Source organism: Streptococcus sp. UBA3373 (genome assembly GCF_002360305.1).
Lineage (GTDB): Bacteria > Bacillota > Bacilli > Lactobacillales > Streptococcaceae > Streptococcus > Streptococcus alactolyticus.
The window spans coordinates 2,020-10,554 of sequence record NZ_DEQF01000001.1 but is presented as its reverse complement, the minus strand read 5'-3'; the positions used below and the strand labels follow the sequence as shown (position 1 = coordinate 10,554).

Genomic DNA, 8,535 nt, shown 5'->3' with positions numbered 1-8,535 from the left:
AAAAATAAAAGAGATAGCAAAATCACTATATTTTACCATCTCTTGATATTCAAATCAGACAGTATCTTAGCTCAATTCTACACAGAAACAAAAAAAGAGAGGAGAAAATCTCCTCTCAGATGCTAATCAATTAATTATTTAGCAATTTTTGCGAAGTATTCAAGAGTACGAACAAGTTGTGAAGTGTAAGACATTTCGTTGTCGTACCATGAAACTGTTTTAACCAATTGAGTACCATCAGCAGCTTCAGTTACTTCTGTTTGAGTTGCGTCAAACAATGAACCGTAAGAGATACCAACGATATCGCGTGAAACGATTGGGTCAGTATTGTAACCGAATGATTCAGTTGCAGCAGCTTGCATAGCAGCGTTTACTTCTTCAACAGTTACTTTTTTGTCAAGAACTGAAACAAGTTCAGTAAGTGATCCAGTTGGAACTGGTACACGTTGTGCGTGACCTTGAAGTTTGCCGTTCAATTCTGGGATAACAAGACCGATTGCTTTAGCAGCACCAGTTGAGTTAGGAACGATGTTTTCAGCAGCTGCACGAGCACGACGGAAGTCACCTTTAGGGTGTGGAGCGTCAAGAGTCATTTGGTCACCAGTGTAAGCGTGAACTGTAGTCATTGTACCAACTTTAAGACCGAATGCTTTGTTCATAGCGTCTGCCATTGGTGCAAGACAGTTTGTTGTACATGAACCAGCTGAGATAACTGTTTCAGTACCATCAAGGATTTCGTGGTTAGTGTTATATACAACAGTTTTAACATCTGATCCACCAGGAGCAGTGATAACAACTTTTTTAGCTCCGCCTTCGTGCAAGTGTTTTTCAGCTGCAGCTTTAGTAGCAAAGAAACCAGTTGCTTCAAGAACGATTTCTACACCATCGTTAGCCCAGTCGATTTGTTCTGGATCACGTTCTGCAGAAACTTTAACGAATTGACCGTTAACTTCGAATCCACCATCTTTAACAACAACTGAACCAGCGAAACGACCTTGAGTTGTATCATATTTCAACAAGTGTGCAAGCATTGCTGGGTCAGTAAGGTCGTTAATACGAGCTACTTCAACACCTTCAACGTTTTGGATACGACGGAATGCAAGACGACCGATACGGCCGAAACCGTTAATACCAACTTTAACTACCATTAGTGATTTCCTCCTTATGAAAATCAAGAAAATTTATTTTAAAAGGTTACCCTTTTAGACAATTGTGAAAAGATTAACTTATACAAGTAAAATTAATCCTTCAACGTTAGTATTATATAATTATTTCGCCAAAATTGCAAATATTTCAGAGCAAAAAAGGAATGCTATGAAAGCATTCCCTTTAATATTCAATTATTCACCAGAATTTTTCTTAATGATTTCTTCTTGAACAGATTTTGGTACATCTTCATAGTGGTCAAATACCATCATGAATGTTCCACGTCCTTGAGTTGCAGAACGAAGAACTGTTGCGTAACCAAACATTTCTGCCAATGGAACGAAGGCACGAACGATTTGGCTGTTACCGTGTGCTTCCATACCGTCAACACGTCCACGACGAGCTGTTACGTGTCCCATAACATCACCAAGGTTTTCTTCAGGTGCTGTGATAGTAACAAGCATCATTGGTTCAAGAATAACTGGTTCTGCAGTCTTAGCAGCTTCTTTAAGTGCAAGTGATGCAGCGATCTTGAAGGCAGTTTCAGATGAGTCGACATCGTGGTATGAACCATCATACAATTTAGCTTTAACATCAACCATTGGGTAACCAGCAAGAACACCGTTTGCCATAGATTCTTGAAGTCCTTTTTCTACTGCAGGGATGAATTCACGTGGAACCACACCACCGACAATAGCGTTTTCGAATTCGAAACCTTTACCTTCTTCGTTTGGTGTGAATTCAATCCAAACGTCACCGAATTGACCTTTACCACCTGATTGGCGTTTGAAGAATCCACGTGCTTGTGTTGGTTTGCGGAATGTTTCACGGTAAGAAACTTGAGGCGCACCAACGTTTGCTTCAACTTTGAATTCACGTTTCATACGGTCAACAAGGACGTCAAGGTGAAGCTCACCCATACCAGAGATAACTGTTTCACCAGTTTCAACGTTTGTTTCAACACGGAAAGTTGGGTCTTCTTCAGCAAGTTTTTGAAGGGCGATACCCATTTTATCTTGGTCAGCTTTAGATTTAGGCTCAACCATCAATTGGATAACTGGTTCTGGAACGTCGATTGATTCAAGGATAATTTTAGCTTTTTCATCTGTCAATGAGTCACCAGTTGTAGTGTCTTTCAAACCAACAGCGGCAGCGATATCACCTGAGTAAACTGTTTCAATTTCGTGACGGCTGTTAGCGTGCATTTGAAGGATACGTCCGATACGTTCGCGTTTACCTTTTGAAGTATTCAACACGTATGAACCGCTGTTCAATACACCTGAGTAAACACGGAAGAATGTCAAACGACCTACGAATGGGTCAGTCATGATCTTGAAGGCAAGAGCCGCAAATGGTTCGTCATCAGAAGCTGGACGTTCTTCTTCTTCACCTGTATCTGGGTTAACACCTTTGATAGCTGGGATATCAAGTGGGCTTGGAAGGTAATCAATAACCGCATCCAACATCAATTGAACCCCTTTGTTTTTGAAGGCTGAACCACAAAGTACTGGGAAGAATTCAACGTTGATAGTTGCTTTACGGATAGCAGCTTTCAACTCGTCGTTTGTGATTTCTTCACCTTCAAGGTATTTCATCATCAAGTCTTCGTCAGTTTCAGCAACGGCTTCAACCAATTTTTCACGGTATTCGTTTGCTTGATCAACGTATTCAGCTGGGATATCTTCTTCAAGGATATCAGTACCAAGGTCGTTAGTGTAGATTTCCGCTTTCATTTTGATCAAGTCAATGATACCACGGAAGTCATCTTCTGCACCGATTGGCAATTGAATTGGGTGAGCGTTTGCTTGAAGACGATCATGAAGTGTGCTTACTGAGTAAAGGAAATCAGCACCGATTTTATCCATTTTGTTGGCAAATACGATACGAGGAACTCCGTATTCAGTAGCTTGACGCCAAACTGTTTCAGTTTGAGGTTCTACACCTGATTGTGAGTCAAGAACGGTTACCGCACCGTCAAGAACACGAAGTGAACGTTGTACTTCGATAGTGAAGTCCACGTGTCCTGGTGTGTCAATGATGTTAACACGGTGTCCGTTCCATTGTGCTGTTGTCGCAGCTGAAGTGATTGTGATACCACGTTCTTGTTCTTGTTCCATCCAGTCCATTTGTGAAGCACCTTCGTGTGTTTCACCAATTTTGTGGATTTTACCAGTATAGTAAAGAATACGCTCTGTTGTTGTTGTTTTACCAGCATCAACGTGAGCCATGATACCAATGTTACGAGTTTTTTCTAGTGAAAATTCGCGAGCCATTTTATTCTCCTATATAAAAATTTAGTTTACTATTCTATTATAGCATACTTTTAGAACGGATAGGCAAAACCTACCCGTTCTAATTATTTTTTATGCTATTTTTAATATTAAAAGCCCAATAATAAGGAATCTCTTAATATGTAAAACAGATAAGAAAATCTTATCTTGAAAAGATTACCAGCGGAAGTGTGCGAAGGCACGGTTTGCTTCTGCCATACGGTGTGTATCTTCACGTTTTTTAACTGAAGCACCAGTGTTGTTAGCTGCATCCATGATTTCTTTTGCAAGACGATCTTTCATAGTGTGTTCACCACGAGCACGAGATGCAGTTACCAACCAACGAAGTCCTAGAGTTGTACGACGTTCTGGACGAACTTCAACTGGGACTTGGTAGTTAGAACCACCAACACGACGAGCACGTACTTCAAGAACAGGCATGATGTTTTCCATAGCTGTTTCGAATACTTCCAATGCATCGTTGCCAGTAGCTTCTTTAACTTGGTCAAATGCATCATAAACGATTGATGCAGCTGTACCGCGTTTTCCGTCAAGCATAACACGGTTGATAAGACGTGTTACAAGTTGTGAATTATATAATGGATCTGGTAATACTTCGCGTTTAGGCGCTCTATTTTTACGACTCATTCTTCCTTATCTCCCTTCTATTATCCTTTAGGACGTTTAGCACCGTATTTAGAACGGCTTTGTTTACGGTCAGCTACACCTGCAGTATCAAGTGCACCACGAACGATATGGTAACGTACCCCTGGAAGGTCTTTTACACGTCCACCACGGATAAGAACAACACTGTGTTCTTGAAGGTTGTGTCCAATACCTGGGATGTAAGCAGTAACTTCGATAAGGTTGCTCAAGCGTACACGAGCGAATTTACGAAGGGCTGAGTTAGGTTTTTTAGGTGTCATAGTTCCAACACGTGTTGCAACACCACGTTTTTGTGGAGCATGTACGTTTGTTTGAACTTTTTTGTGGCTGTTGTAGCCAACGTTTAACGCTGGTGAATTAGATTTTACAACTTTAGATTTACGTGGTTTACGTACCAACTGGTTGATTGTAGGCATCTACTTTTCTCCTGTAAGATTTTTATTTTGGTTAACTAAAAACTTGGTGACAGCTTTTAGTAGGATATGTGTACTTTGCAACATTTGTCAGCACGTCTCTGTACACTCTGGAGAGACCAAAAGTAAAAAGTACCGACGATTATATTACCACATTATCCTGACAAAGTCAACTGTTATGTGTTCTCTAGCTTGATAAAACAAAAAAGGGCAAGCCCTTTATTCGTTATCAAAGATATTACCGATTTCAACTTTGACGTGGTTATTTTTGACATCAATTTCGGATACTTTCAGCAATGATTTGTAAGTCATCTGCTCGCGTTTTTCTTGAGCATTTTCTGAAAAGACGGCAACTCCGACCAGCGTGCTGTCAAACTCTTTCAAAAGGCTGACCATACCTGTAATGGTTCCCCCACCTTTTAGGAAATCATCCACGATTAAGACACGGCTATTAGGTTTTAAGCTTCGTTTTGACAGAAACATTTTTTCAATGCGGTCACTTGAGCCACTCGCATAATTGACAGATACGGTTGAACCTTCTGTGATTTTGAGGTCGCGACGCACAATGACAAAAGGCACATTCAAAACATTTGCAACAGCATTTGCCAAAGGAACGCCTTTTGTAGCAACGGTCATAACAGCATCAATCTGCTTACCTTTGAATGCGTTTGCAATTATACGACCAACATTTTGCAATATCTTGGGAGTGCTCAACAAATCTGACAAATAAATATAGCCCCCAGGCAAAATACGGCTACTTTCTGAAAGGCGTTGGCACAAATCTTCGACCACTTCTCTTGCTTCTGTGTCAGAGATGCCAGGTGTAAAAATCACACCTCCACTAGCTCCAGTAACTGTTTCGATATCTCCAAGACCTGATTCTTCAAAAGCTTTTTTAATAATCGCAATATCTTCAGAAATAGACGATTTAGCAGCCTCGTATTTCTCAGCAAACGTGTTTAAGCTGGTCAATTGATGCGGGTTGTTTATCAGGTAGTTGGAGATGACAACCATGCGTTCACTACGTCGTAATTTCATAATTTCTCCATTTTTAGTCTATTTTTTGTCATTATATCATAAGAAACCGAAAAAACGAACTTTTTTTCGTAAAAAGTCCGTTTTTTATCACTTATTTTAAGTTAGGCTTATAAAATGAGCGATTATCCATGGCAAAAATTCGGCTTGTCATTTCGCCGTTGTCAACACGGCTTAAAGCGGTGGTCATCATCATCATTTCAGCGTCAATATTATCAATCATGTGAATGATTTCGGCTTCCATGACTCGTGGACGAACGGGACTACCGTATTCTAACAAACCATGGTGACTAAGTACCACATGACGCAAGAGAATGACTTCTTCTTTGGTGTCATCGATATTTAATTCCATCAAAACCTTGGTAATTTCTTCATCAATGAGGGAAATGTGTCCGATTAAGTTACCGCGCACGGTGTATTCGGTGTTGTCAAGCCCTGTCAATTCAATGACTTTGCCTAAATCATGAAGCATAATCCCTGCATACAACAAACTCTTGTTCAGTTGTGGGTAAACATCACCGATAGCGTCGGCCAAACGCACCATGGTCGCCGTGTGATAGGCTAGGCCAGATTCAAAGGCATGGTGATTGGTTTTAGCTGCTGGATAACTGAAGAAAGCCTTGTCGTATTTGCGATAGAGAGCACGAACAACACGCTGCCACACTGCATTTTCGATTTTAAAAATCATCTGCTCCAAGTACTCTCTCACGTCTGAGGGATTGACAGGTGGTTTTTCACGAAAATCACTTGGGTTATTTGGCTCGCCTTCACGCGTGTTACGCAAGGTAATCTGATTGACTTGTGGGGTGCCGTTATACACTTCGCGTCTACCTTTCATGTGAACCACTTTTCCAGCGACAAATTCTTCGACATTATAAGGCTGGGCATCCCATAAATTACCCGAGATTTCACCCGTATCATCTTGAAAAATAAAGGCAAGGTAATCTTTGCCTGCCCTTGTTTTGCGGAGTTCTGCTGATTTTATTAAATAAAACCCTTCAAAGAGCTCGTCTTTTTTCATTTGATTAATTTTCATGATTTTCCTCGTCTTCTAATGGTGGGAGGTCCAGCAAACGTGCGGTTGCTTGGTCTTGATAGGTTTCAACGGTATTTAAAGCACGTATAATGGCATTGGTTCGTGTGGAAATCAGGCTGTTCAACGTATGATTAGCGGTATTGATTTGTTTTTGAGCTTTCGCCAACATTTGACCAAATTTACCAAACTCTACCTTGACATTACCTAAAATCTTGCTGATATCATCGGCATTTTTTTGAATATTAAGTGTCTTGAAACCAACTGACAATGAATTTAGCAAAGCTGACAAGGTTGTTGGACCAGCCACAACGATATTTTCATCTCGTCTTAGGCTGTCAAAAAAGGCGGCATTGCGCACCACTTCTGAATACAAGCCCTCTGTTGGTAAAAACATAATGCCGAAATTAGTGGTTTCAGGCGGGTTAAGGTATTTGTTATTGATATCCTTGGCGAAACGCTTGATGCTATTTAACAAGGATTTGCGGTGCTGCTCAATTTGTTCTTTATCCCCGCTTTCGTAAGCATCTTCTAGGCGGTAATAATCTTCCAAAGGAAATTTTGAGTCAATCGGCAAGTAAACATAGCTACCGTCCCCAGCCCCTGGTAATTTAATCGCATATTCGACACGTTCTTTTGAACCTGAAACCGTTGAAAATTCGCGCTCATATTGGTTTGGGGTCATGATGTCCTCAATGATTTGTCCCAACTGCAATTCCCCCAAAATCCCACGTGTTTTGGTATTTGACAACACTTTGTTCAAGGTTCCAACGTCTTGGGCGACATTTTTCATCTCACCTAGACCTTGATTGACAGATTCCAACTGCTTAGAAACCGTTTCAAATGACGCTTTTAAGCGATTTTGCAAGGTTTGCTCCAATTTTTCTTCAACCGTTTGACGCATTTCTTCCAGACGTTTTTCATTAGATTCTTGCATTTCTTTGACAGACTGGGTCAAGTTGCTATTGATAAGCTCTAAACGGCGGTCTGAGCGGTCACGACTATCCGTCAAACTTTGATGAAGGACGTCACGAATATCATTTAACTGCGTGTACAAATCATTTTGCAGACGATTGAGCTGAGTGTTCAAAGCCAAAACAGTGTCTTTTTGTGCCGAATCCAGCTGATAAGACACTTGGTCTGACAAATTATCAGCATTATCATCTAATTTTTGAGCAACTTCTTCGTTTAAACGTCCCACTTTGGTCAACACATAAACCAACAAGGCAAGATTAAGAAGTCCTAATAATAACAGAATAATTAACATCTACCTATCCTTACTGTGAATAACGATAAGATAACCTGAGTCTAGTGTCACGGTGATGGGCTGACCGATAAAGGCATTACTGGCGTAGACTTTTTTGGTGAAGAAATGATTGGCATCCAAATTGTATTTGGCTCCTTCAATGGTTAACGGAGCATCTCCCTCAGCCATGAAAGAAACGTAAGGCATTCCTTTTTCTGGAAACACCTGACAAACACCCGCGGGGTAAAATTGCACCACATTTTGCTCATCTTGTAAACGAATCCGATGCATAAATGGAGCTAAATCAGGGTCACTAGGCAGAAACAAATTAGCCAAAGTATGGTCTATGCGCCCACCAAAAGCTCCAAAAAGACTGACTTGGGCTTGTGGGTATTTGGCAAAAATCACCTTTAGAGCTAGCTCTGTATCTGTATCATCTTTTTCAGGAACTGCCGTGATGACCATTTTCGCCTTTTCTTGAATCAACTGCCGTTCAGCTGCCGTGACAGAATCAAAATCTCCCACCGCCAAATCCAAAGGCAAGTCATTTCGCAAAATAGCCAAACTCCCACGGTCCACACCAACAAAGACGGCAAAATCTCTCGGAAAAGACGTCAAATGCCCACCAGCAAAGACTGCTATCTTAGTCATCTAAAGCGACACGCAAGGTTTCCACTTGAGCAACAAGGTCACTGGCTTTAAAGAGGTATGACCCTGCCACAAAGA

General features: G+C 40.9%; 8 protein-coding genes and 1 pseudogene. All 9 read right to left on the bottom strand.

Annotated features, from left to right (window positions below; genetic code table 11):
- Positions 1-134 precede the first annotated feature (134 nt).
- Positions 135-1,148, bottom strand: coding sequence for a type I glyceraldehyde-3-phosphate dehydrogenase (gap, locus tag B3R79_RS00065; protein ID WP_204984927.1), 1,014 nt, complete (start codon positions 1,146-1,148; stop codon positions 135-137).
- Between the two features lie 192 nt (positions 1,149-1,340).
- Entirely contained in the window at positions 1,341-3,419 is a 2,079-nt protein-coding gene (fusA, locus tag B3R79_RS00060) for an elongation factor G (RefSeq protein WP_168261136.1), read from the bottom strand.
- A gap of 174 nt (positions 3,420-3,593) precedes the next feature.
- Positions 3,594-4,064: a 30S ribosomal protein S7 gene (gene rpsG / locus B3R79_RS00055; RefSeq protein WP_154454857.1), complete on the bottom strand. Its 471-nt coding sequence runs from the start codon at positions 4,062-4,064 to the stop codon at positions 3,594-3,596.
- A 20-nt stretch (positions 4,065-4,084) separates the two neighbouring features.
- Positions 4,085-4,498, bottom strand: a complete 414-nt coding sequence (rpsL, locus tag B3R79_RS00050) for a 30S ribosomal protein S12 (RefSeq protein ID WP_154454856.1) — start codon at positions 4,496-4,498, stop codon at positions 4,085-4,087.
- 216 nt (positions 4,499-4,714) lie between these two features.
- Entirely contained in the window at positions 4,715-5,533 is an 819-nt protein-coding gene (gene purR, locus B3R79_RS00045) for a pur operon repressor (protein WP_154454855.1), read from the bottom strand.
- A gap of 91 nt (positions 5,534-5,624) precedes the next feature.
- Positions 5,625-6,566, bottom strand: a complete 942-nt coding sequence (locus tag B3R79_RS00040; protein WP_293693107.1) for a 3'-5' exoribonuclease YhaM family protein — start codon at positions 6,564-6,566, stop codon at positions 5,625-5,627.
- On the bottom strand, positions 6,556-7,830 hold the full coding sequence (locus tag B3R79_RS00035) for a DNA recombination protein RmuC (RefSeq protein WP_293693106.1): 1,275 nt from the start codon (positions 7,828-7,830) through the stop codon (positions 6,556-6,558). The genes B3R79_RS00040 and B3R79_RS00035 overlap by 11 nt, the downstream gene beginning before the upstream one ends.
- On the bottom strand, positions 7,831-8,460 hold the full coding sequence (locus tag B3R79_RS00030; RefSeq protein ID WP_154454852.1) for a thiamine diphosphokinase: 630 nt from the start codon (positions 8,458-8,460) through the stop codon (positions 7,831-7,833).
- Positions 8,453-8,535: pseudogene (locus tag B3R79_RS00025) on the bottom strand (ribulose-phosphate 3-epimerase); the annotation flags it as partial. The gene B3R79_RS00030 and the pseudogene B3R79_RS00025, both read right to left, overlap by 8 nt.